General features: G+C 48.6%; 21 protein-coding genes. 2 read left to right on the top strand and 19 right to left on the bottom strand.

Annotated elements, in window-relative coordinates; genetic code table 11:
• Window positions 1-320: 320 nt before the first annotated feature.
• The 18 genes from EKM87_RS01815 to EKM87_RS01730 form a co-directional block, all read right to left on the bottom strand.
• Complete coding sequence (locus EKM87_RS01815) at window positions 321-839, bottom strand: RrF2 family transcriptional regulator (RefSeq protein WP_125681228.1); 519 nt, start codon at window positions 837-839, stop codon at window positions 321-323.
• A gap of 645 nt (window positions 840-1484) precedes the next feature.
• Window positions 1485-2471, bottom strand: coding sequence for an IS30 family transposase (locus EKM87_RS01810; RefSeq protein ID WP_404819646.1), 987 nt, complete (start codon window positions 2469-2471; stop codon window positions 1485-1487).
• A 9-nt stretch (window positions 2472-2480) separates the two neighbouring features.
• Window positions 2481-3296, bottom strand: coding sequence for a CAP domain-containing protein (locus EKM87_RS01805; protein ID WP_164506407.1), 816 nt, complete (start codon window positions 3294-3296; stop codon window positions 2481-2483).
• 462 nt (window positions 3297-3758) lie between these two features.
• Complete coding sequence (gene rpoD / locus EKM87_RS01800; protein ID WP_382339151.1) at window positions 3759-4889, bottom strand: RNA polymerase sigma factor RpoD; 1131 nt, start codon at window positions 4887-4889, stop codon at window positions 3759-3761.
• Window positions 4890-4899: 10 nt separating this feature from the next.
• The gene (gene dnaG, locus EKM87_RS01795; RefSeq protein WP_125681224.1) at window positions 4900-6741 is read right to left on the bottom strand and encodes a DNA primase; all 1842 of its coding nucleotides are present in this window, start codon (window positions 6739-6741) and stop codon (window positions 4900-4902) included.
• A gap of 239 nt (window positions 6742-6980) precedes the next feature.
• On the bottom strand, window positions 6981-7571 hold the full coding sequence (locus EKM87_RS01790; protein WP_164506406.1) for an SdpI family protein: 591 nt from the start codon (window positions 7569-7571) through the stop codon (window positions 6981-6983).
• 483 nt (window positions 7572-8054) lie between these two features.
• Window positions 8055-10130, bottom strand: coding sequence for a glycine--tRNA ligase subunit beta (gene glyS / locus EKM87_RS01785; protein ID WP_125681220.1), 2076 nt, complete (start codon window positions 10128-10130; stop codon window positions 8055-8057).
• Window positions 10130-11056: a glycine--tRNA ligase subunit alpha gene (glyQ, locus tag EKM87_RS01780; RefSeq protein WP_125681218.1), complete on the bottom strand. Its 927-nt coding sequence runs from the start codon at window positions 11054-11056 to the stop codon at window positions 10130-10132. The genes glyS and glyQ overlap by 1 nt, the downstream gene beginning before the upstream one ends.
• 363 nt (window positions 11057-11419) lie before the next feature.
• Window positions 11420-12577 carry an MFS transporter gene (locus tag EKM87_RS01775; RefSeq protein WP_125681216.1) on the bottom strand — a complete coding sequence of 386 codons (1158 nt, stop codon included), beginning with the start codon at window positions 12575-12577 and terminating at the stop codon, window positions 11420-11422.
• 6 nt (window positions 12578-12583) lie between these two features.
• Complete coding sequence (locus EKM87_RS01770; RefSeq protein ID WP_125681214.1) at window positions 12584-13009, bottom strand: MarR family winged helix-turn-helix transcriptional regulator; 426 nt, start codon at window positions 13007-13009, stop codon at window positions 12584-12586.
• 236 nt (window positions 13010-13245) lie between these two features.
• Window positions 13246-16185 (bottom strand): leucine-rich repeat protein, encoded by a 2940-nt coding sequence (locus tag EKM87_RS01765; RefSeq protein WP_125681212.1) that lies wholly within the window; start codon window positions 16183-16185, stop codon window positions 13246-13248.
• A 371-nt stretch (window positions 16186-16556) separates the two neighbouring features.
• On the bottom strand, window positions 16557-17360 hold the full coding sequence (recO, locus tag EKM87_RS01760) for a DNA repair protein RecO (RefSeq protein WP_125681210.1): 804 nt from the start codon (window positions 17358-17360) through the stop codon (window positions 16557-16559).
• A gap of 59 nt (window positions 17361-17419) precedes the next feature.
• Window positions 17420-18325 carry a GTPase Era gene (gene era, locus EKM87_RS01755; protein WP_125681208.1) on the bottom strand — a complete coding sequence of 302 codons (906 nt, stop codon included), beginning with the start codon at window positions 18323-18325 and terminating at the stop codon, window positions 17420-17422.
• Window positions 18326-18337: 12 nt separating this feature from the next.
• Entirely contained in the window at window positions 18338-18727 is a 390-nt protein-coding gene (locus EKM87_RS01750) for a diacylglycerol kinase family protein (protein ID WP_404819645.1), read from the bottom strand.
• Complete coding sequence (ybeY, locus tag EKM87_RS01745) at window positions 18711-19199, bottom strand: rRNA maturation RNase YbeY (protein ID WP_125681204.1); 489 nt, start codon at window positions 19197-19199, stop codon at window positions 18711-18713. The genes EKM87_RS01750 and ybeY overlap by 17 nt, the downstream gene beginning before the upstream one ends.
• Window positions 19199-20185, bottom strand: a complete 987-nt coding sequence (locus tag EKM87_RS01740) for a PhoH family protein (protein WP_125681202.1) — start codon at window positions 20183-20185, stop codon at window positions 19199-19201. Before EKM87_RS01740 ends, ybeY begins: the two co-directional genes overlap by 1 nt.
• Window positions 20186-20305: 120 nt before the next feature.
• A complete protein-coding gene (locus tag EKM87_RS01735; protein WP_125681200.1) occupies window positions 20306-20794 on the bottom strand; it encodes a GNAT family N-acetyltransferase in 489 nt (162 codons plus the stop codon).
• A 63-nt stretch (window positions 20795-20857) separates the two neighbouring features.
• Window positions 20858-21304 carry a GatB/YqeY domain-containing protein gene (locus tag EKM87_RS01730; RefSeq protein ID WP_125681198.1) on the bottom strand — a complete coding sequence of 149 codons (447 nt, stop codon included), beginning with the start codon at window positions 21302-21304 and terminating at the stop codon, window positions 20858-20860.
• A 422-nt stretch (window positions 21305-21726) separates the two neighbouring features.
• Between EKM87_RS01730 and EKM87_RS01725 the strand changes: the two genes are divergently transcribed.
• Complete coding sequence (locus EKM87_RS01725) at window positions 21727-22761, top strand: zinc-binding alcohol dehydrogenase family protein (RefSeq protein WP_125681196.1); 1035 nt, start codon at window positions 21727-21729, stop codon at window positions 22759-22761.
• Between the two features lie 143 nt (window positions 22762-22904).
• On the opposite strand, the gene rpsU is transcribed toward EKM87_RS01725, so the two are convergent.
• Window positions 22905-23093 (bottom strand): 30S ribosomal protein S21, encoded by a 189-nt coding sequence (gene rpsU, locus EKM87_RS01720; RefSeq protein ID WP_011667518.1) that lies wholly within the window; start codon window positions 23091-23093, stop codon window positions 22905-22907.
• Window positions 23094-23273: 180 nt separating this feature from the next.
• Here rpsU and EKM87_RS01715 point away from each other — a divergent pair, with 180 nt between their 5' ends.
• Window positions 23274-24101: a pyruvate, water dikinase regulatory protein gene (locus tag EKM87_RS01715; RefSeq protein ID WP_125681194.1), complete on the top strand. Its 828-nt coding sequence runs from the start codon at window positions 23274-23276 to the stop codon at window positions 24099-24101.
• The last annotated feature ends 50 nt before the right edge of the window (window positions 24102-24151 follow it).

The raw sequence follows: 24151 nt of genomic DNA, 5'->3' as shown, positions 1-24151 counted from the left end.
ACGAGGTAGCCGGGAGTGAGCCACATTTGGACCAAGCCGTGGGATTTTCAAGTGATTTTCTTGAAAATGGCGACTTGAAGACGTGCTTTACGGCTTCAAGCGAGGGACAAGACCGCCTTTTGGCTTGTCCCGACCTTCCCACCGCGTTCCGGTCCAAATTTGGCGAACGGTAAGGCGGCAATTTCCCGCTATGTCTGACTAAACTCCAATACCTAATCCCTGTTGTATCAGGCATAGTGGGTGTTTCATTGTTTTCAACCTTTAGTTGTTGATATCAAATGAGCTTGTTCGTTTCAATCCTTAGTTAATTAAACTTACTTCTATTCTGTTGATTGGTGCAGAAGCCACTTGGTCCAATCGAGCTGCAGAGGTTGGTTCTCTGTGATCGGTAAGATCTCGCTGATGGTCAGTGTGGCTAACTGCTCGCGGTAGCGCTGCTCAGCCTCACCGAAAACGGCGAGGACGTTGGCGACCGGTTGTTGATCATTTAAGTCTTTCAACGCGTAAGTCTTCATAAAGGCTTCCTTTTGGTCGAAACCAAAAACGCGTTTAACTAATCCCGTGTTCTTGATAAACGTGCTGGCCCCTTCGATGGCGTCAAAGACGTCTAGCAAGGTAATCTTGTGGGGGTCGCGAGTTAACACAATGCCACCGTCCCGGCCGGAAACCGTTTTAACGATGTCGGCACCGGCTAATTTTTGGACGATTTTTTTCAAATAACTGGTGGAGATTCCCAGACGCTCCGCAACTAAACGGCTATGTAAGGGAATTTGGCGATCTTGAATCCCGAGTAACGCAACGATACAAAGCGCCTGCTCCAAACTTGGCTTGGCTTTCACAGTGCACCTCCTTTCACCTAAGCCACTAAACAAATGATGGGCTTTTCTAAACGAGATACATTATATCCCCTTATCTCGATTTTTCAAGACTTTTGACTCAATAAATTACCTCAATGTTGATTAGTCCTTTATGTAAACGATTCCAACCTAAGAATGGGGTTAATGATTATTGAGCGGCTTGCTAGCCCCTGAAATGGCTGCCAATTCCCGGCTAATCGCCAATAATTTCAGGACAATCAACACGCCCGCAATCCACACTATCTGCTAAACCACCAAAACAAGACTTACCGTTTTATGTTTTCCCATCTACACTTACTAACGAAATTCATCGCGATTTTGTCACCCTATTTCGAAAAAAACCGTTTAACAGTGAGGTTTATTTAAGCAGCTTAATTATTATCCCAGACTCATAATTCGCGTCAAAATACCTATCATTTATATCAAAGCCCTATATTTAGACCAACTACCTTTGTCGCACAAAAGAGGTCAATCTCAGCTGGGTCACATACCCGGTCGCCGGAGCACCACCACCTTCTAATCCAAAAAAGGGACCAAATCCGTTAAGATTTGGTCCCCAATATCGGTTCTATGATATTTGGTGTTGCTGGAGAAATCCGTCAGCACCATTTTTTGTATGACGAATTGTCAAATCAAGTGTAACTTTGTCCCAAAGAAAACTTCAGATGGACTCTTCCAGCCTAAAATCTTGCGTGGTCGGTTATTTAGCACTTCAACGAACTGATAAATATCTTGGTCAGTGAGCTGATCTAAATCGGTTCCCTTGGGGAAGTACTCACGAATAAGGCCATTGGTATTCTCATTGGTTCCCCGTTGCTGGGGCGCATGTGGATCTGGGAAATAGACTGGAATACCAAGTTCTTGACTAACTTCGCGGTATCCTGCGAATTCAGTTCCACGATCCGGCGTAAGCGTACGAATTCGTTTGGGTGTCACAGTATGCAGTAGGTCAATCATAGCTTGCGTGACGTTCTTGGCGTTTACTTTGGAAACTCGTTGAGACAATAAGTACCGTGATTTACGGTCCACCAACGTAACCAAAGCTGAATGCCCAGTTTTACCCCGAACGGTGTCGCCTTCCCAATGGCCGAACCAGCTCCGTTTATTGCACGAAACTGGTCGTTCATGAACTGAAAGAACTTCGTTAAACCGACCACGTCGTTCGTTAACCGTTCCTTTGACCTTACGGGTTTTGCCACGGTGGCGCAACTTTCGGGCAAAACCACGAGCACCGTGACTCTTGCGTTTAATCCCTAAATTATCGAGTTTAATTCCGCGATAAATAGTATTGTAACTGATTTGCCATTCGCTATTTTCGTGAACTAAACGGCCTGAGATTTGTTCCGGAGACCATTGGCATTGAACGATGCGGTGAAGGACAAAATCTCGTAGTTTCAAGTCAGCTAAGATCCTAGGACGTCGGCTTTTCAGTCGCCGTCTCTGATAGTTCTCTTGTGCTTTGACAGCTGAATATGCATCACGGCCACCGTTGCGCTTAATTTTGCGTGATACAGAAAAGAGACCCAATTCGAAAGTGAACCGAACCTCTGAAAAACCTTCATCAATACCTGTTGACAAAGAGTCGAAAAATTTGTATTTTCCGGTGGGCTGCATTTATACTCTCTATCCTTGTTGGTCGACAGCGTTGTAAATTGTGCCGTTAGAAATCTTCCAGCCAATTCCAATCGTCTTGGCTTCGGGATCAATCAGGTTGTCCCGGTGACCCCAGTTGGACTCAGCATCGTGGTAGAGGTACTGGTCGGCGGCGTTGGTACCAGCCTGCTGGTAGTCACCCACAAAACCCTCATCGGCCATGAACAAGCATTCAGAGCTCAGGCTCTCGTTGAAGTTGATGCCAAACTTTGGTCCTTCTTGTAGGTAGGCGACATCACCTGCACTATCGTAGTGGGTAATATCGCCTAATTTAGCACAGTCGGCAGCCCGTTGGTTAGCCAAGTTCGTCAGGTCAGTCGCAATCATCAGTGGTGCGGCGCCTTTCTTAGCCCGTTCCTTGTTGACCATGGCTAAGAAATCAGCGTTGGCCGCTTGGGCGTTAAACGTAGACGCCGTGGTCTGCGTGCCGGTCGTGGTCGACTTCTTAGGTGCAACCCCCTTCTTCAAATAACTCCGCATAATCCAGCCGCGCGCTTTCTTCGTGCTGATATAACTGTAAACGGCCTTCTTGTGGTTAGACTTACGAACGGTGCTCTGCTTGGTCACGTACAGTGTCGTGTATTTGTAGTTACTGGCGTGGTGGGCAACCTTGTTCAGCCTATTGGTTTTGTAAATGGTCCCCTTCGTGACATGGTAGGCGGTCTTCTTGACCTTCTTGGTGCTGAGTACCTTGGCACCAGTTTTGGCCGCAGCCGGCGTAGTCGTTGCACTTAAACCGACCGTTGCAATGGCCAAAATGGTTAAAGCTAAATAAAACTTTTTCATCTTGTTTCCCTCCCGAAAATTCATTTTAAAATTCTATGTACAAAACGAGGTAACCGGTCGAATTGAAATTACTGACAATCCACAACCATTCACCTCATTAAATATATCACTCGCGCTAAAGCGGCGCAAACTGGGGTGTTAATGGTTACCGACGAACGCCTTCCTACTTACTAATGCTGGTGAATTTACATAAGCTTCTGCCCTTATACCGTTTGCATGGTTACACCATTTTAGAAAAGTTAATTGGTTGGATCATCAGAAACCGGCCGCCAATGTCACGGCAATAATCGTAAACGTCGACGGATACCCGCCCTTTTTATACGTATCAGCCATGAACGAAGCCTGCTTGACCTGATGTGAGTCTCGATTGAAGTCCGACAAATGCAAATTAATCCAGCCTAATCCAAAAAAAACACAAAAAAAGGACCAAATCCGTTAAGATTTGGTCCCCAATATTTAAGTTTATTCCAAGAAATCTTTGAGTTGCTTACTACGTGATGGGTGACGTAACTTGCGCAACGCCTTGGCTTCGATTTGACGAATCCGTTCACGCGTAACCCCGAAGACTTTCCCAACTTCTTCCAAAGTCCGGGTCCGACCATCGTCTAAACCAAACCGCAACCGCAGAACGTTTTCTTCACGATCAGTCAGTGTGTCCAAGACACTTTCCAACTGTTCCTTCAGTAATTCGTAAGCAGCGTGGTCGGCAGGACTCGTCGCATCTTGGTCTTCAATGAAGTCACCCAAGTGAGAGTCGTCCTCTTCACCGATTGGCGTTTCCAAGGAAACTGGTTCTTGCGCAATCTTCAAGATTTCGCGAACCTTTTCCGTTGGCATATCCATTTCGGCCCCAATTTCTTCAGGCGTTGGTTCCCGCCCTAAGTCTTGGAGAAGTTGACGTTGAATCCGAATCAACTTGTTAATGGTTTCAACCATATGCACAGGAATCCGGATCGTCCGTGCTTGGTCAGCAATCGCCCGTGTAATAGCCTGACGAATCCACCAAGTAGCGTACGTTGAGAATTTGAACCCTTTCCGGTAGTCGAACTTTTCGACAGCCTTCATCAGACCCATGTTCCCTTCTTGAATCAGGTCCAGGAATTGCATCCCCCGACCCACGTACCGCTTAGCAATGGAAACAACCAGCCGCAAGTTGGCTTCAGCTAACTCTTGCTTGGCTGCTTCCTCACCCTTTTCGATTCGTAAGGCTAAGGCGACTTCTTCGTCCGCCGTTAACAGGTTGACCCGACCGATTTCCTTCAGGTACATCCGAACGGGATCGTTGATCTTGACCCCAGTGGTGGTAGAGGCGTCTTTTAATTCCTTCTTTGAAACGGCCTTTTGGGCTTTGACGGCCCGTGGGTCTGGCTCACCCTTAGCATCAACCACGCTGATCCCAGCATCGGAAATCGTTTCGAGTAACTTATCCATCTGCTTAGCATCCAGCGTGTAAGGCGTTGCAACCTTGTCAGACAGGTCATCATACGAGATGTGACCGGCCTTCTTGTTGTCTTTGATCAAAGCGCGCACCGTTTTGTTGTATGCTTTCTGGTCAAACATTGGTTGATCCGTGGTTTTTTTTGCCATTAAAATACCCCCTAGACTAAAGTTGCTTGTTCGCCTGGCGTCGTTGCTCCAGTTGAACAATTTCAATGACTAATTGTCGTTGTTGTGCGGCATCTCCAAGTCGCGAAGCCTCTGCCAGTTGATTCTTTTTCAACCGGAGCTGCTCATCGACCGGAGCCTCATCCATAATGACCGCTAAATAATCATCGATCTCACGTGGGGTGACCGCCGCGTAAGTTGCCGTTTCTAAGTCGATGACCAATTGCTGCAGCCGGTCTTCTTGAATGAAGTCCGTAAACTGCGCGGTCTGATAAGTCTGATGTGTTTGAAAATAACCTTGGGCCAAGGTGTAGATCATTTGATAATCGTCGTGAACGAAGCTAAAGTCAGCAATACTACTGATCTTCGCCCAGACATTCCGGTCATGCAGCAACCGGTACAACAATCCCCGCTCGGCACGTTCCAACCGGGTGAGCGGTCGTTGCTGCTGATACACCGTCACCGGCGGCTCAGCTGGTGCGGGCGCTGTGTTCGTCGCTGGACGGGACCGTTCTTGTTTAGCGGCCGTGTCGCGTTGGACCTGTTTCAACTGTGCCGTTAACGCGGATTTATCGATTTTAAATTCCGTCGCTAACTGGTTGAGATACAAATCTAACTCCACGGGTTCCTGAACCTGAGCAAGCATCGGCATAATCTGGTTTAAGTAGTCTAGCCGTTCGCTGTCAGTGTCCAAGGACCGGTTACGTCGCAGGTACCGCAGGTGAAACTGAATGGGCGTCTCGCGAGCCGTAGTCAACATTTGTTTCAACGCTGGCTCACCGTGCGCTTGCCGGTACTCATCAGGATCTTGCCCCTCTGGCAACTGAATCACACTCAGTTGGAGATGGCTGTGCTGATTGAGCAGATCCAGCGCCCGCGCAATTGCTCGCTGACCGGGTTCATCCCCGTCATAACAAACGTTCAACTTATCCGTCGTCCGTTCGATGGCGTAGATTTGCTCAGTCGTTAAGCTGGTCCCCATGGAAGCAATCCCATTTTCTACCCCTGATTGGGCAGCTGAAATCACATCCATGTACCCTTCAAATAGGGTGACTTCCCCGGCCGCCCGAATAGCGGACCGGGCCCGGTCGAAGTTGAATAGCAGCCGACTCTTATTAAACAGTTGCGTTTCCGGACTGTTTAAATATTTGGGCTGATCATCCGCCTTCTTCAGGAGTCGTCCGGAAAAGGCTGCCACGTGACCACTAGCATTCCGCAGGGGAAACATCACCCGTTCCGAGAAACGGTCGCGGAGTTCACCCTCAGCGTTTTCGATAAACAAGCCAGATTGCCGCAATAGCTGGTAATCGCTTTGGCGTTGATCGAAAAACGGCTTAAGTAGGCGCTGGCTGGGGGCAAACCCCAACTGATAGGCCTCAATCGTGTCGTCAGTCAATCCTCGGTCGTGCAGGTAGTCCAAGGCTGGTTGCCCACCCTCGGTATTCACCAAGATATGGTGATACAACTTGGCTGCCTGTTCTTGGAGGTCGATCAGTTGACTCGTTTTAGAATCAACTGCTGGTCCCGCCGCATCCTGCCGGTATTCACTAGCCAGATCAACGTGACTAAAGTCCGCGACCTTGACCACAGCCTCAGGGAAAGTCACGTGTTCCAATTCCATCAGGAACTTGAAGACGTTTCCCCCACGACCACAGCTAAAGCAGTGGAAAATTTGTTTATCCTCTGTCACGGAAAACGAGGGCGTCCGTTCTTCATGGAACGGACAGAGACCAAACAGGTTCTTACCAGACTTTTTGAGCTGAACGTACTGGCCAACCACATCCGCGATGTTGGTGGCCGAACGGACAGTTTCAATCACGTCCTCGGGTATCTTCGCCAAACCATCACTCCCTTACCGTGAGTCCATCGCACCCGTAGCCTTGAAAAGTCGCACCCCGGGAACCCGAAAAGTGCGACTCTTTAATTAGAATTCGTGCGCAAAAATACACTATACATATTACTCCTATTATAGCCTATGTCAACTTATAGGCTCTTTTCTGGTCAAGCTGAGTATAGTATACCCTACTCCGGTCAACCTGTCGCTAAAAAAGCTTAATAGCTCAGGCCATTACCCGGTGGCTAAGGGTGACGGACCACCCACAAGGAGTACGGAATCACCGCGATAAGCATCCCAATCGAGCCAACCAAGAGCATCCCGATCCCCCACTTAAGCCCACCTAGACCATTGGCTAAAATGGTTAGACAACCCGTCCCGAGAACAAGACGAGCGCCCAGAAGATTCGTTTGCTGCCACACCCGATCTGAGTCATACGTCCAAGGTAACCGAATGCCAACCAAATGATTGCGGGGAACGTATGCTAGAGCTACCGCCAAAATGAGCCAAATCAGGCCCAAAACGCTGGGATTACTAATGACCGTTAGTCTAGTCAGGGCGTGCGGAAATAGCAATAATAACAGGCCAATCAAGCCCACAACCAAACTCAAATCAGCCACAATTTTTTGACTCTTCGACAGAGATTTCGTTTTATTCAACCAAAAAAATTCGCCTAAACTGAGGCCAACCAGTGTACCAGTCAGAACTAACAGTAATAGGTAAGTCTGACTAGAGTGACCCGGCCCCCATTGTAAGGAACCCAACATCCCCAGCCAGAGTATCGCAACCACAATCCAATCACCTGCGAACAGGCCGATGATTTTTTTCATTGTCATCTTTGGTAGCAGCATTGCTACCATCTCCCCTCTTAACCGATAGCCATGTCACTGATCAGAGTGGCCGTTTAGACTTCAAAATAAATAGCGCTGAAACCGTTTAAACCTTGGTAGAAGCATTCCCTCATCCCCGTCTTGTCGATTTATATCTTCCATACTAGAGCGATTGCAGCAGTCCAGTTATCAGAATACCCAGGTAAGTAAAAACGCAGCCCTTTCCTCAGAGAGAAAAGAACTGCGTTATTAATGTTGATTTTACACTTTGGTGAGTAGTTTGCTTCACAGTGACAGCCTAGTCTAAAGCTGATAGCTGATACGGAACCACCGTCTAGCCGAGAGGTCGACCGAGATGGGCTCAGGCTTAGAATAAGGCCAAGCTTGAAGACTCGTGAATTTCGAGGCTTCAAGTTGTGCCCACACCGTTCCAGCCCATCTCGGTCGACCGGCAAGGCGGCAATAACCTGCTAACTGGTACTCATCACATTATTTAACGATCAGTTGATCCAAGTCACCTAATTGCAGGGCCAAGGTAGCCAAACGGCTCAACTCAGTTAACCGGTTGTTCCGGACATCGTCGTTCTTGTCCATCACCATCGTTGCTTCAAAGTAAGCCGCAATTGCTGGTTGAATGTCAGCTAAGGCAGCGTACAAGTCAGCCAGTGATTTGCCAGCGGCCGTCGCAACTTCTGCCACACCTTTATCCAGGGCGCCTTCACTGTCATTTTCAAACAGATTGGCGTCGACCGTGGCACTAGCTAATTCAGCCGGTGCCTTTTGAGCTAAGCGAATGACCCGCGTCAAGGATTCAATCACGTCCTTGAAGTTTGCGTCGTCAGCGTGGCTGGCCAAGATGTCAGCGGCCGTGAAGATCTGTAAGACGTCGCTGCTGGAACCAGTTGTCACGGCATCAATGATGTCATGGCGTTGCTTAGCAGAACGTAGGATCTTCCGAATCCGGTCCTTAACAAACCCGATAACGGCTTCGATTTGACTAGCTTGGTCCAAATCAGGTGCGACGTTAGCTTGCGTTTCGGCTGCGATAAAGTCTTGGGCTAATTGATCAATTGGCAGGGACCATTTTTGATCCGTGGCAATTCGGACGATCCCAGTAGCTTGACGCCGTAAAGCGTATGGGTCATTGGAACCGCTAGGAATCATCCCGGCAGCGAAGAAGGTCAGGATACTGTCAAACTTGTCGGCCAGGGCCAAGACAGCACCTGGTACGGAAGTTGGCAAAGCACCATCGGCCGAGATTGGTTCGTAATGTTCGCGAACAGCTTGCGCAACGGCTGGGTCTTCACCCTGCAGTAAGGCGTACTTTTCACCCATGACCCCTTGTAACTCAGCGAATTCACCGACCATGCCAGTAACTAGGTCAAACTTGTAGATTTCACTTGCCCGTAAAGCGGCCTTAGTCTGTGCATCGTTTAACCCGAGATGCTTGGCTAAGACGCCAACGATGGCGGTTACTCGGTTCATCTTTTCAGCCATGGTACTGATCTTGTCATGGAAGCTAACGGACTTCAACCGGTCAACGTAATCGGCAATCGTCTTCTTTTGGTCTTCCGTGTAGAAGAACATCGCATCTTCCAAGCGAGCCGTCAGAACCTTTTCGTTCCCAGCAGCCACGTTTTGGATGTCGTGGTCGTTCCCATTCCGAACGGAAACGAAGTTAGGCAACAACTTGCCTTCCGCATCCCGCACGTAGAAAAACCGTTGATGGTCCCGCATGGACGTGATCAACACTTCTTCGGGGATGGTCAGGTACTTCTCGTCGAACTTCCCGGCAAAGGCAGTTGGCCATTCAACCAAGTTGTTGACTTCTTCCAACAAACCAGCGTCAACGTTGATCGTCCAATCGTTGTCGCTAGCCAGTTTATCGATTTGTTGTTTGATCAAAGCCTTACGCTTGTCAGCATCGGCAATCACAAATTCGTGGGTCAAGTCTTCCTCGTAGTCCGCTGCCGTGGCAATTTCAACTTCCTTGCCCAAAAAACGGTGTCCACGAGTCGTCCGACCGGTCGTTACGTTTAAGATACTGAATGGGATCACGTCGCTATCCAATAATGCCACGAGCCAACGAATTGGCCGGATGTATTGGAAATGGTGGGTGCTCCACTTCATCATGGTTGGGAACGTCATCGCTGTGATAACATCCTTCAAGCCAGCTAAAATGGTGGCCACGTCTTCACCGGCAATGAACTTGTCGACGTAAACGTACTCAGTCCCTTTGATTTCCTTAAAGGTAATGTCATCAGGGGTCAGGCCTTGGCCACGGGTAAAGCCAATGGCTGCCTTGGTCCAGTTACCGTCGGCGTCTTGTGCAATCTTCTTAGCGGGACCCTTGACGGATTCACTAACGTCTTCTTGCTTGTCGGCCAAGCCCGTGATCAACAGGGCTAAGCGGCGGGGCGTTGAGAACGGCTTGATGTCCGTATAGTCAACGCGTTGTTCCTTTAAATAATCCGCAGTCCGCTTGACCAATTGCTTAATGGCTGGCGTCACCACGTGGGCTGGCATTTCTTCCAAACCAATTTCAAGTAAAAATGTGTGTGCCATTATTTTGCCTCCTCTGGATCCGCTAATAATTGTTCACGTAGTTTTTCATCCTTAACTAATGGGAAACCACGCTTCTTCCGTTCAGCCACAAAGGCCCGAGCAATGGCACGGGCCATGTTCCGGATACGGGAGAGGTAGCCGGCCCGTTCAGTAACGGAGACGGCACCACGCGCGTCCAGCAGGTTAAAGGTATGGCTACACTTCAACACGTAGTCGTAGGCCGGGTGAACCAAGCCGTTTGCAATTTGCTTCTTGGCTTCAGCTTCGTATTCATCGAAGTGCCGCAGCAACATGTCTTGGTTGCTTTCTTCAAAGCTGTACTTGGAGTGTTCGTATTCGGGTTCCTTGAAGATATCCCCGTACTTCACGCCATCGGCCCATTCCAGGTCAAAGACGGAGTTGACATCTTGGACGTAAGAAGCGAGTCGTTCCAAACCATAAGTGATTTCAGAGGTCACGGGATCAACCTCCATCCCCCCAACAACTTGGAAGTAAGTGAACTGACTGATTTCCATGCCGTCCAACCAAACTTCCCAACCAACACCGGCACAACCCATGGATGGGTTTTCCCAGTTGTCTTCTACGAACCGAATATCATGTTCGAGTGGATCGATTCCTAATTCCTGCAGACTATTCAAGTAGAGTTCCTGAATGTTGTCTGGTGATGGCTTCATCACAACTTGGAATTGGTGGTGTTGGTACAACCGGTTAGGGTTTTCACCGTAACGACCATCAGCTGGTCGACGGGAAGGTTCCACGTAAGCGGCGTTCCAGGGTTCTGGCCCGATGGCCCGCAGGAACGTGTAAGGGCTCATCGTACCGGCCCCTTTTTCCGTATCGTAAGCTTGCATCAGCATGCAGCCCTGTGCGGACCAATACTGTTGTAACTTTAAAATAATTGCTTGCATGGACAGTTTTTCTGTCATGGGTGCAGTTCCTCCTTAAATTTAAGTTCCGTGAGATGCACAAGGAAACTTGGTTGAACAAATAAGCGCAAAAAAATCCCTACGAGAATTCACCGAGGCAAATTCACGTAGGGACGAATTTTTATTTTCGCGGTTCCACCCTACTTCTAGTCAATGACTAGCAGCTTTCTTGGAAACGACTCCGAATGTGCCAACCCACAGGACACGCTGCCCGGCTAACACTGACCCGGACTCGCTGAAAACGCACACTGTGTTTTTCATTCATCATAATCGACTTATTTAACTAATTTTCATGATAGTCGTCTGGCTAAAGGTTGTCAATAATTTTAGTGGAAATGCTGACGGTCTGCCGAGGTCTGAACGCTACGCCAGCCCTCGCCGATTTCGCCAGTACACCAACACAATTAGTGGGGACGTGATCATCATGACTGGATAGAGCCAGACCCACGGCAGGAAGGTCGTAATGACCCCCGCCAACATTGGCCCTAAGGTCATCCCCAGATCAATGCCTATGTAAAACGTGCTATTAGCCAGCCCACGGTCCGCCTGTGGCACCAGCGTTAACGACTTTGCCTGACAGATGGAAAACATCAAACCATAGCCCGCTGCAAGTCCTACAGCCCCAATCACCAACATCAGCCAATTACGCATCTCAGTCAGACCAATCAGACCAACGAAATTACAGCCGAGACAGATCCAAAAGAATTTTCTGAAGGGCACGTGGTCAAACGCATCCCGCAGGCCCAGCCGCATGGCCAGTAATACCAACGCATAGACTGGAAAGAACGCACCGGCAGGAATCGCAAACCCTCGGTGGTCGACGTAACTCACGAGGTAGGTCATCGTCGCAAAGTATGGCAAAGAAAAGAGCAACAAAATAGTCGCGACTGGAACCACTTTCGGCTGAACCAACCGTAGCTTCGGCTGTTTTTCCTTGGTATTTCGATAGTCCGGATGAGGCACGCTACGGTCTCCCACGAACTGAATCGTGATGAGCAGTAACGTGATGAAGCCGGCTGCGACCCAGAAAATACTCCGATACCCATAGTGGTGGTACAGGTAGACACTGACGGCCGGACCGACTGCCATACCCAGGGCATTAGCGATTCCATAGATTCCCATCCCCGAACCAATTCGATCCGGTGGCAATAGGCTAGCCATCCAAGTGGCCATGCAAACTGAGCACAGCGTGTACCCCACCCCGTTGACAACTCGCCAGAACATGATCAAGGGTACGGCAGTGGTTAACCCGTAACCGACACACGCCACGAGAATCAGACTGCCCCCAATCAACGTGAGCCGATACTTAGAGAAGCGGTCAGTCAGATTACCTGCGACCGGTCGCAACACCAGCGACGTCAGGTTCATCATCCCAGCGACGACCCCCGCCAAGACGCTATTCGCACCCACGTTGCTGGAAAATCCGGCAATGATGGGATTGACCAGCATGGGACTCATGAGGAAGAAGAAGCTGGCGGCTAACACTAAGACGACATCTTTGGTATATAAACGAGTTTTCAAACAACTTCAGCTTCTTTCCAAGTTTTGATCAATTCGGGCAAGCATCTTAAGTAACGCCTGCTGCTCAACCTGTGAAAAACCAACAAATGATTCCTGACTCGTGGCCTTAATATGGTCATCAAGCTGTTGACACTTGGCCAAACCAGCGGCGGTAAACCCCACTAGTTTGGCGCGCCCATCGTTCGGATTAGGGTCAAGAACTAGCAGGCCCCGGTCGACTAACCGTTTTACAATAAGCCTAGCCGTTTGGTGAGTAATTTGTTGTTGGTCTTTAAAATCCGAAATCGTGTGCTGTGGGTGATCCTCAAAGAATCGGAGCGCGTCCGCCTGCTCGCTAGTTAAATCTAACTGGCGGACAAATAGATTCCGCTTATGTCGAATCTTCCTTCCCAGTAAGACTAGCTTCCACGTTACCAGTCCTTCACTTTCCATATTGCTCACCTCTTACATTTATTATACAGCTAGCTGTATAATTTTGAAAGACCTGGTTTGTTTTCAAAATAGTAAGGTTCACTGAAACTCATTTATTTTTGCAAAGTAACTCCGGGTAGTATTGAAGTATCTACCAATATAACTGCTATATGGCACAAAAAAGCCGTCAGAATAATCTGACGACCATTTGAATTTACGACTTTATCCAAGACATTTTACAAGTGCTTGTGAACATCCTAATGACGCCGCCGACGTTCGCCTACGCCTAGCCAACTTAATGCGCCTAATAATGTCGCACCAATTACTGACCAGTAGCTCGTCCGCTCACTGGTTTGCGGTAATTGCGATTGCAACTGATTCTGATTATCTAGGTGCTCTAGCCCACTGATTGTAGAACGAACATTTAAGCTGGACGCTTGTCGGCCATAAGACCATGTGGTGGGCTTCAACCCCTGTTGCGTTCCTTTACCTCCAACGGAACCCGTGTAGGTAAAGACTTGTTGCTGACCCGCTCGCTTCGTATCCCCTGTTCGGTGTTGATGTACCTTAGGAGTCGCCGGTTTCTGAGGCTTCTTACCTGGTTTGGGCTGTTTAGTCGGTTTCTTAGGCGTGGTTGGTGTCGTTGGCGTGACCGGATCAGTTGGCTCCGTCGGTGTCGTTGGCGTCGTCGGATCCGTTCCACTGCCCGGTACGGACCAACTCAACGTTAGGGCATCCACCCCATAGTTTCCGGAATGGTCTGTCGCATCACCAGTTGTTCCACTCGATAGTGACAGCGTTAAACTATTTCCCGTAACGCCCGCCGGCAATGTTAATGAATCAGTTTTGAAATCATACGTAACTGGCGTATCGCCCAGTTTAAAAATCATGGGATCCGTTAAATTAAAGTTCTGCAATTGTAGTTGCTTGGCAATTGCGGCACGAACCCCAGTTAATTGATTACCGGACTTGTTCATGGTAACAGCTAACGTCTTTTGGCCAGCTAAGGCGTAGTCACCGAGATTAGTCACCGGCTGAGCCGCCTGAATTTTCTGTAAATCGTTGCCGGCAAAGGTACCAATTCCAACACTATTTACAGTGCCATCCAGTTGAAGAGCTCGTAACTTGTTGCTAGCAAAGGCTGAGTCCCCAATACTCTTGACACTATCAGGTATCTCCAGCGTTCCCGCCAACTGATTCTCAGCAAAAGCAGATGACCCAATGGAATCCACCTTTTGACCCAAAATAAGCCCCGTGAGCTTACCGTCAGTAAAGGCATACTCGCCAATACTCGTCACTAGATCCGGAATGGTCAACGTTCCTGTCAGCTGGTTGTTTGCTGCGAAAGCGGATGCCCCAATCGTAAGTAAATCGGTTCCGAGCTTGACCCCAGTCAGCTGATTACCAGCAAAAGTAGCCGACCCAATGTGTTGAATGCCATCCGCCAGGGTCAGTGTTCCGGTTAAATGGTTGCCAGAAAAGGCACTATCACCAATTGTAGCCTCACCATTTGGCCCTTTCTGCCACTTGCCAAAGTCAATCGACGTGAGAGAATCACCGACAAAAGTATTGCTGCCGATAAAGGACATCTTATCTGAGAGAATCAAGGCACCTGTCAACGTTGGATTGCCAAGAAAAGCCTGGTTATCAATTGTCACCAGTTTAGATGCCCCATCACCAATAGTTAGTCCGGTTATTTGGTTTGCCATAAAAGCTGACTGACTAATAGTCTCCACCGAGTCAGGAATAAATAGATTACCAGTAATCGCATCCCCAGCGAAAGCGGTTGCTCCAATCGTATTAACCATTTTTCCTAAAGTTAGGTTAGTTAACGTTTCATTACTGGTAAATGCTGATTCACCAATTGTCGTAACACTGTCAGGAATCACGATACTGACTAATTGATTATCCTCAAAGGACCCCGCCCCAATCGTTATCAACGCATCGTCCAAATGAATACTGGTCAATTGATTTTGATAAAAAGCATTCGAGCCAACAGTTGTCACGAGGTCAGGTAAATTGACCGTGGTCAAGAGATTTGAATTAAAGGCACTAGCGCCAATTGTCGTCAATTGGGTACCCAAAGACACTGATGCTAATTGGTTATTGGCAAAAGCCATTTCACCAATAGTAGTCGTGCCCACAGGAAGTACCAGATTCTTCAAACTGTTATACGCAAAAGCACCTTTCCCAATCTGAACGGTCTTCAAATTGTCGCCGAAATCAACACCAGTCAGTTGATTCCCAGACCCATCGTTAGCAGCACTACCAGCAAAGGCGTTCTCACCAATCTGAGTAATGGAAGCGGGTAACGTCAACGTTCCAGTTAATTTGTTATCTGCAAAAGCATTCGCACTAATTCCCCAAAGATCACTTTTATTTTTAGAAAAATCAATGGTCGACAGTAAATTATCTTCAAACGCCGCCTGGCCAATCGTGGCGACGTGCGCGCCCATGACTAAACTCGTCAATTTGCGTCCTTTAAAAACGTTCTCAGCAATTGCCGATACATTGATTGCTTTGCCTTCATCGTTGAGGTGGGTATCCGGAATGACAATAGCCGTCGCGTTACCCGTATAACCAGTAATGGTATACCCATCACCAGTTGCGTTTAACGCATAGGTAAACTCATCATCCGTCGTGGCCTCATCAGCGGCACCACTGGGTGTCGTCACATCAGCCATGGCCGGTACTGCCATCATTCGCGGCATTAATCGTGAACGACTAAATTTAGTCAAATCTGCAACTGAATTTCTCCGTTCACCTGTACCTGTATCAGCAGCCTTCACTGGCTGTGGTGATACGGACGATGGCTTAGGCTTTGCCGGGGTCTCCGTCGCACCGGAACCCACTGGCTGTTCCACGTTACTTGCAGGCTGAGCTGCTTGACTCACCGGCGCAGCGGCACTCTGTTTGGGGGTTACATGACTGCTGGTGGCCTGTTTTTGGACAGCTTGACTGCTAATCTGATTACCCTCAGAATCTGGCTGCTCCTCACTTGACTGTTCTTGCATTTCCTGATTAGTTGCATTTTTCTGCGCTACTAAGCTCGAATCCTCGGCAACCGTGGCCGCTTGAGCTGAATGTGCACCGACCATCAGCCCAGTACTCAAGGCGGCCAAAGTCACGCCGGCGTACAGCAACTGTTGACGCATCCCATGTTCATGTCGTTGTTCTTGCTGATTATTGGTCTGCATACTTAACTCTTCCCTTTACCTTTTCCTCTACTTCAAAAACCCTGGATTTAAAGGTTAATTTTCTAACAAGTTGTGACCTTATATTTTCCATGGTAGCACGATTGATTTGAAATTCCAGGCAAGGGATTATCCAACGGGGGAAACCATCCGCCCTATGTCGTAACCGTCCTCGACAATGAGAACAGGGGCCGCTTGACAGTCAGTCGCTAGGCATATAACTATTAGAATGGTCTAATATTCGTTGGACAAAACTCACAATTTGTGGAAATTTTATCAGCAAAATATCATCGCAAAAAAAACTCTGTAAAACCAAAGTGGTTTTACAGAGCTAACTCTAATTTTATCTTGCTAAACTACCTGCCAGACGACAGCTAGTCTGCCGAATCGTCCGGCGACTCCTGCGGCGGCATCGTCAAGCGCGCCGACCAGGATTGCATCTGATCCAAGAACCGTTTGCTCTTGGGATGCACCCCAATCTGACTGTCATAAATTTCATTCATTAACTGGCGCATGGCGTGCTCCGTCTGCGGTTTCACATTAATGGTGTGTAACTTATCCAAATCTAACACCGAAAATTGGCGAAGATAGTAGATTGTGCGCTGCGCCAGATGCAATCGCCGTGGGTCCATCTGCCAATGCTGCTGACAGAGCAAGCCACCATAACTTTCGGAGTAGTCGAATGGCAGGTCATTGCGACCACAGATGGCACACCCCTGCAATTGTGGCGCCACCCCAAACGCCGGCATCAACTGAATCTCCATGATATTGGTGACGATCGAGGCGTTGACCCCATCGTCAATCAGCGTAAGCGCGCGTTGTACTCGATGATACCAAGTTGGCAACGGTTGCCCGTCCGGAAAAGCCTGATCAACCAGACTCATGATGTACGTGGCGTAGGCATTTTTAAAAATGTCCGTGCTAATATTTTGAAATTGGTTGGTCTCGCGGGCCGTCCGGATGTAAGATAGACCATCGTCGGCAATGTCACCAACGTAACTCCCCGTGGTAAATGGCAAAATATCCGCTACCATTTTAAATCCACGCTTCTTAGCACCCCGCACCAGAAACATCTTTTTACCAAACTCCTGCGTAAGAAACTTGATTAAAAAATCGCGCTCAGCATAGTCCCGACGAAAAAGGAGGATGCCGTGAAAATCAGTTACATTCCGCGCCACGAATCCTCCCTACTTTCTAACTTAAATTTAAATGCACTGCAGTTAGGTTAACCCGCTCTTTATAAGTCGTCCTTACGATAACCGTAAGACTTCAAGAGGCTCGCCTTATCCCGCCAGTTTGGTTGCACTTTGACCCAGATTTCCAGGTAAACCTTACTACCCAGTAAGTGCTCAATATCCTGGCGCGCCATCGTCCCGATCTTCTTAAGCATGCTACCGCCCTTACCGATCATAATCCCCTTTTGGGTGGGACGTTCAACGATGATAGTGGCCTCAATGCGGACGTGATCCTCGTCCTTTTGCTTCATGCTTTCGATTTCGACGGCTACTGAATGGGGTACCTCTTCACGCGTCAACATGAAGATTTTTTCCCGAATCAATTCGCTGACCACGAAACGTTCTGGATGGTCGGTCACTTGATCAGCTGGATAGTACTGTGGGCCATTTGGCATCTGGTCGACTAATCCCGTCAACAGTTCATCAACGTTATTCCCTTCCAACGCAGAAATTGGATAAACTGCCTTCCATGGCAACGCCTTTTGGTACTGTTCCATGACTGGTAATAAATCGTCCGGCTTTACTTGGTCGATCTTGTTGATCAACAGGTAAATGGGGGCCTTCACGTTCTTTAACCGGTCAATAATAAAGTTGTCCCCGGCTCCCCGCTTTTCAGCAGCGTTGGCCATGAACAAAACGGCATCGACTTCGTTTAACGCTGACATGGCTGACTGCACCATGTAGTCACCCAACTTGCTCTTAGGTTTGTGAACCCCCGGCGTATCGATGAAAACGATTTGAGATTCATCAGTCGTATAGATTCCTTGAATCTTGTTCCGAGTCGTCTGTGCCGTGTTCGACATGATGGCAATTTTTTGCCCGATCACCCGGTTTAAAAACGTTGATTTCCCCACGTTTGGCCGCCCAACAATGGCGACGAAACCTGATTTGTAATCTGGATTATCCATAATTTCCTCCAATTAGAACCAGCGGCCTAGCGCTGGCAACATGACTAACGCCCCAACAATGACGGCAAAGATGGCTGCCATTAAGACGCCACCCGCGGCAACGTCCTTCGCGCGTTTGGCTAAATCGTGATAAGTCTGGCCCACCACTAAGTCGACGACCGCTTCTACAATCGTGTTCAGTGTCTCGGCAATCAGGACCAAGAAGATGGCCAGTACCAACCATAACCACTCATTCAGCGTCAGTCGTAAGAACAACCCGGCAATAATGGCCAAACTGCCGACCGCCAAGTGTTTACGAAAGTTTCGTTCATAGTGAAACAGGGCCCGGAGACCATCCCACGCGTGGCCTAACGATTGCTTAAAGGCCCGATTCTTCCCGGTTTGCTTATCGCTTGAGGCCATAGGCATCTAAAATGTCGGCCTGCAACTTGAACATGACCTTTTCATCTTCGGGCTTCATGTGGTCGTAGCCGTTCAGGTGCAAGAAACCATGGACCACGAGAAAACCCAATTCCCGTTCGTAGGAATGGCCCAGGTACTCCGCTTGTTCTTCAACTTTATCCATCGAAACAAAGATATCACCAATGTTTTCAGGAATTTCAGCAGCCATTTCTTCGTCCATGACCAGCGGGAACTCTTCATCCTCGTCATCGTCGTCTTCAATCGCAAAACTGATGACGTCGGTTGCACGGTCAACGCCCCGGTATTCCTTATTGATTCGATGAATGTCTTCGTTATTCATCAACGTCACGGACATTTCCGTGTTTTCTGCCAATTTAATGTACTTGCCGGCAAATTCCAACACCTCACGAATCATCGTGACGTGCTTGTCTGGAACACCGTTAGCAGTTTTATCAAAAATCTCTAAATCCATTATTTTTTAGCTCCATTTGGTTTAGTATCGTTGGCCTCATAAGCATTAATGATGCGGGCAACCACTGGGTGCCGAACAACATCATCCGCGTTAAAGGTCACAAAGTTAATGTGCGACACGTTTTGTAAAATGTTTTGGGCCTGAATCAACCCCGATTTAGCATTGTGTGGCAAGTCAATTTGTGAAATATCCCCGTTGACAATCATCTTAGATCCAAAACCCAGCCGCGTCAGGAACATCTTCATTTGCATGTTCGTCGTGTTTTGGGCTTCGTCCAAGATAACGAACGCAGATTCCAGCGTCCGCCCACGCATGTAGGCCAGTGGTGCAATTTCAATGACCCCACGATCCATCAACCGCGTCGTATGCTCGGCCCCCAGGATAGCGTACAGCGCATCGTAGATTGGCCGCAGGTATGGATCAACTTTTTCCTTCAAGTCACCGGGTAAGAAGCCCAGGCTCTCACCGGCCTCAACGGCTGGGCGGGTAATGATCAATTTTTCCACATCCCCGTGCTTTAACGCGGACACCGCCATAACCACGGCCAGATACGTTTTCCCGGTCCCGGCAGGTCCAATCCCGAAGGTAATGTCGTTGTGCTTGATGGAATCAATGTACTGGCGTTGGCCAAAGTTCTTGACCCGCACGGCCCGACCCTTGGCATCCTTGATCAAGGTCTCGGTGTAAAAGTCTTTAAAGTAAGTCAGCGTCCCCTTGTCCGCCATCTTCATGGCGCTGATGACGTCAGCACTATTTAATTTAATGCCCTTAGCCAGGAGGTCACTCATGTTGCGTAAGATAGCCAACGTGTGGTCGACCGCTTCAGCGGCCCCAGCAACTTTGATTGAATTTCCAAAGGGCTTGATGGTGACGTTCAGTCCCTCTTCAAGCAAGGTCACAAATTGATCCTGAGCCCCCAACAGGGCAGCTTCGTCCTCTGGTCGCTCCAAAATATATTCTTTTTCAATCGTCGCGTTCTCAGTCAAATACGGTGGCTCCTTTGTCTTTATTTTTGACGTTACTGATACTCAAATTTTAGCATAACACCGGGGATTGTAAAAGGATTGCGCGTGAAAACTCGTTCGGTAGCCATTCAACGGCGCGTCCTACTGCTCGTTAATGGGTAATTGCGGCAATGTAATTGGCAATTCTAGGACTAGCCGATCCCGTAATACCAAGCCATTTTCCACGATGGGTTGGCTGTAGTTCGCAGTGAAATAGTCCCGCTCAACCGCCACCACCCGAAAGCCACATTGCTGATAAAGGTAGAGCTGCCACAGACTAGTCGTTCCGGTGGCGATTCGAACTGTCCGATAGCCCCGTTCAATCGCCCACTGCCGAGCAAACGTGAGTAGCGCTCGCCCATAGCCCTGATGCTGTTTAGCTGGTGTCACGGCCACGTTCATGATTTCTATGACCTGATTAGACCGTGACCGTAAGACTAACATTCCGGCTAGCCCTGACCGATCGTTGGCGGCATACACGTGGCTCTTGGGAACATACGATGCAAGCAATCGTTGACTGGGGTCAGCCAGTAAAAGTAAGGTGTACTGATCATCACTGGGCGTCTGAACCCGCTGATAAGTTAATGTCATGAGTGCCCCTCCTCACTTGGCAAAAAAATCGCTACGAAACGGATTCGCAGCGATCGAAAAACTTTACTTGTTCAATTGGGCTTTAACGGTCTGGTTAACCAGGGCGCCATCGGCTTTCCCCTTAACCTGAGGCATCACGGCACCCATGACCTTACCAAAGTCACCCATACCACTAGCGGAGACCTTAGCAATGCTGTCGGCAACGATCTTCGTGATTTCATCAGCGCTCAACTGCTTTGGCGCATACTTTTCAACGATCTCAATTTCTGCCTTCACACCTTCAACCAAGTCATCCCGGTTACCCTTGGCAAATTCTGTCATGGATTCTTTCCGCTGCTTTAACTCGCGGGAAACCACCGTTAACTCTTCTTCAGACGTTAAGTCATGACCAGCTTTGACCTTTTCGTTCGTCAAAGCCGCCTTCATCATGCGGATAACGTTCAAGGAAAGCTTGTCGTGGGCCTTCATGGCCGTCTTTAAATCAGTGTTGAGTTGGGTCTCTAAACTCATTGTAGTTCCTCCTAAAATTTCATTGTTAAAGATAAGTTTACACCTTATCTGCGCTAGCGTCAGGTAAAGTTATCCTTCTCAATTGGATTGTCCCAGTTTTCATGCTATCCTTGCCGTGAGAACTCACAATAGTGGAAACTTACCGCCTTACCGTTCGCCAAATTTGGACTGGAACACGGTGGGAAGGACGGGACGGTCTTGCCCCTCGCTTGAAGCCTATAACGCCTTATTATTCCTGGTTTGATATTGATTTTCGAGCCTTCGACCTTTAGTTCAATATTATGAAACACAGACTGTTACAATAGCAAATAGAAAGTTTTAAATCTCTGTCAGATATAGTCATTCCTTATTGCCAAGATTAGCTTAAATCAACAAAATGGCGTCACTTTCACCCCTCAGTCAAACCGAAAGGAAGTTTTGTTATGTCAGACATGCGGGCCATCGGGTTCACGCAGAACCTGCCACTTACAGATGAAAAAAGTTTCATCGAATTTTTTGAACCCAAACCAATACCCACTGGTCACGACATCCTGGTCAAAATCATTGCAACGTCCGTCAATCCCGTGGACACTGGTGTTCGCCGGGGCACCACGGACCCACTCGACCAGCCTAAGGTTATCGGCTGGGACGCGTACGGCACCGTAGAGGCGGTTGGCTCGGCGGTCAGCCTCTTTGAACCAGGCGACCAGGTCTTTTACGCCGGTTCGTTTAAACGGCCAGGAACGGACAGTGAGTACCACCTCGTGGACGAACGAATCGTCGGCCACGCCCCCACACAATTGACCCCCGCAGAAATTGCAGCAGTCCCCTTGACTTCCTTGACCGCGTGGGAAGCCCTCTTTGAACAAATGCATCTGCAGGTCGACACCCCCCAAGCCAACGCCAGTAAGACTTTACTGGTAATCAACGGTGCGGGTGGCGTGGGTTCCATGGCCACCCAGTTGGCCCATTTAGCTGGATTGACGGTCATTGCAACGGCCTCACGCCCCGAAACGATTGCCTGGACCAAAGCACATGGGGCAGATGCAGTCGTCAATCATCGTCAAGACTTGGTTGCTCAAGTCCAAGCCTTAGGCTACCCAACCGTGGATTACATTCTGGAACTGAGTAACTTGAACCAACACTGGTCAGAAATCGTGTCGCTGATTCGGCCCAGTGGCACCATTGTCTCTATCACGGGAAAGACCGATAGTCCGCTCGACCTGCAGGCGTTGAAAACCAAGCGTGCGACCTTCGCCTGGGAATGGATGTACACCAAGTCCTACTTTGAGACCCCGGACATGATCAGTCAGCACCAAATTTTGGAGCGCGTCGCCCAACTGCTAGACGCCGGTACCTTAGTCTCCACCCTCAACAAAACATTGACGCCCATCAATGCGGCCAACATGCGAGCCGCTCACGCCCTGGTGGAAACTAACCGAATGATCGGTAAAGTTGTGTTAACTAACGCGGATTAGTTCTGCATATATATTCGCAACTTGTTTATAAAATTATTTCTGGTAACGATTAACTAACTGACCAAGAATCACTAAAATGGCAACAAAAAAACCTCAGGGTCCGAAGACCTTGAGGCTTTTTCGTTAACTTGCAAAAAGAGCTATTAGAAACGCTTCTTCTTGGCTTTACGCTTACGCGCAGCTTCTGATTTTAACTTTTTCTTCACACTTGGTTTTTCGTAAAATTCACGTTTACGGTATTCTTGTAAAGTACCGCTACGGGAAACCGTACGTTTGAAGCGCCGAAGAGCGTCGTCAAAAGACTCGTTTTTGCGAACGACTGTCTTTGCCATATAAAATTCCCTCCCTCCGAGCACAAGTAATAACGTCGGTTGGAATCTCTCCACCGGCGTAACGGTTCTTAACTATTATACATAAACAGCCAAACCGCGTCAATAACGCTGGCAATAAAATTTGAACCGATTTCGTAGACGGGTTAAACTAGAAGAAAACGTTTAGAGGAGTTGCTCGCCATGCCACAGATAAATATCTTCATCGTTTCCGATTCTTCAGGTGAAACGGCCCTGACCGTTGCGCAAACTGCTATCTCCCAGTTTCCCACGATTAAAGCTAGCTATCAACGCTTCCCGTTCATTCAGACGGACTCGATTCTCGATGGTATCCTCAACCTCGCTAAGAAACAGCGGGCCATGATTTTCCATACTCTGGTCAATGCCAAACTCAGCAAGCGCGTCCGTGAATTCGCTGCCACCAATCAATTACAACAATTTGATTGCATCCAGCCAGCCATGGCCGTGATGCGTCAGGCCACCAACTTGGAACCCGAGGGCGTTCCCGGACTGGTCCACAACCTGAATGATACGTATTTCGACCGTATTGCCGCCATGGAGTTCGCCGTGACCTACGATGACGGTAAGGACCCCACTGGTCTTCTTAAGGCTGACATCGTCATTCTCGGGGTCTCACGGACGTCTAAGACACCGTTGTCTCTGTTCCTGGCCAACCGGAACTTACGGGTCGCCAACCTGCCGTTAGGTCCTACTACGCAGCTTCCAGACGAACTGTGGCAGGTCGACCCCAAACGAATTTTCGGTCTGACCAACAAGCCGGAATCACTCAGAAAGATTCGTCAGGAACGGATGTTGTCTTACGGCCTACCTGCGGACAGTGCCTACTCCGATACTAAGAAGATCAGTGAAGAGTTGGACTACGCTCAGAAAATCTACAAGAAGATTGGGTGCCTAGTAATCGACGTCTCAAACAAGTCGATTGAAGAAACTGCCACACTAATTATGGAAAGTGTGGATTACGACTTGATTCCTCATCCTTTAGCCGATTAGCCTTCTAAAAAGGAAAAACGTTTGTGACCGAAACTAGTCACAAACGTTTT

This window comes from Levilactobacillus yonginensis, from assembly GCF_003946265.1.
Lineage (GTDB): Bacteria > Bacillota > Bacilli > Lactobacillales > Lactobacillaceae > Levilactobacillus > Levilactobacillus yonginensis.
Note: the sequence above shows the minus strand (reverse complement) of the source record. Positions and strands in the feature narration are given on the sequence as shown.